Source organism: Bradyrhizobium sp. LeoA1Lang (genome assembly GCF_055413685.1).
Genome location: NZ_JBVAPG010000423.1, coordinates 1 through 996 on the forward strand (window position 1 = coordinate 1; position 996 = coordinate 996).

The following is a 996-nucleotide window of genomic DNA, read 5'->3' on the forward strand; positions in this document are numbered from 1 at the left end:
ACGGCTGGCAGACCCTCGCCAGCAAGCCCATTGCTCAGCCGGTTGATCTTGCCGCCTGAGCAGATATCATCCGTTCACCGGAGACTCGCGACGGACAAATTCCAACCAAGTTCGCGACGGCACCACTGTTAGCCCCGACTTATAATGTCCGAAGAGAAGAAATCAGTGAGTGGTTTGGAAATTTCGGGTTCGATCTCAGAAGCAGGATAGTTCCGAATTTCTTGCCCGCACCGCTGAATGTAAATGAATATCTCAATACACATCAGGATTTCTCCGACGCCTTGATGAGAAAGCATGGCTTTAGTCTTGATGCCATCATCTACACGATCTGGGCAGTGAACCAACTTGTGCTCTTTCCATTTGCGGCCCTCGTCGGAGCCGACGAGGACACCATAAAGCGCCTTCTCTTTCAAAATCTCGTAAATCTCTGTCAACGAGGCTACCGCATAATCTCGGTAGAGAAAGACACGACAATCGTAATAAAGGTGATCAGGACGTGGACTCAATTTCCGTCCACCATACCCGACGATGAATTGCGAAAAGCAATCAACTTTCTCAAGCTCTCGCCGGACGCCCAGCATGCGATCTCTCTTTGGACAACCGGACCGAGGGACCTTTTGATCGCGTTCAACGATGAACACACCCTCGTCGATCAAGAGCCAGTTGCCAGCATTCTGCAGACACTTTTCTTCGGCGTTCAGTACAATCAAACTGGTAGGGGAACACTATTTGAAGTGGAGTTCCGACAAGCCCTTGAACGCGGCGGCTTTTCGGTAAAGTCGGGAATACTGCAACCGCAAATCGGCGATCCGCGAGAACTGGACGCGGCAGTCGTAGTCCAAAGGAAGCTAGTGATAGTCGAGTGTGTGTCGGGTGCCGTCGCGAACTTGGTTGGAATTTGTCCGTCGCGAGTCTCCGGTGAACGGATGATATCTGCTCAGGCGGCAAGATCAACCGGCTGAGCAATGGGCTTGCTGGCGAGGGTCTGCCAGCCGT

Annotated in this window: 1 protein-coding gene; it reads left to right on the forward strand. The window is 52.2% G+C overall.

All coding sequences use genetic code 11. The features are described from left to right. Positions 1-221 precede the first annotated feature (221 nt). Positions 222-962 (forward strand): hypothetical protein, encoded by a 741-nt coding sequence (locus tag ACZYOF_RS43930; RefSeq protein WP_463719612.1) that lies wholly within the window; start codon positions 222-224, stop codon positions 960-962. Positions 963-996 lie beyond the last annotated feature (34 nt).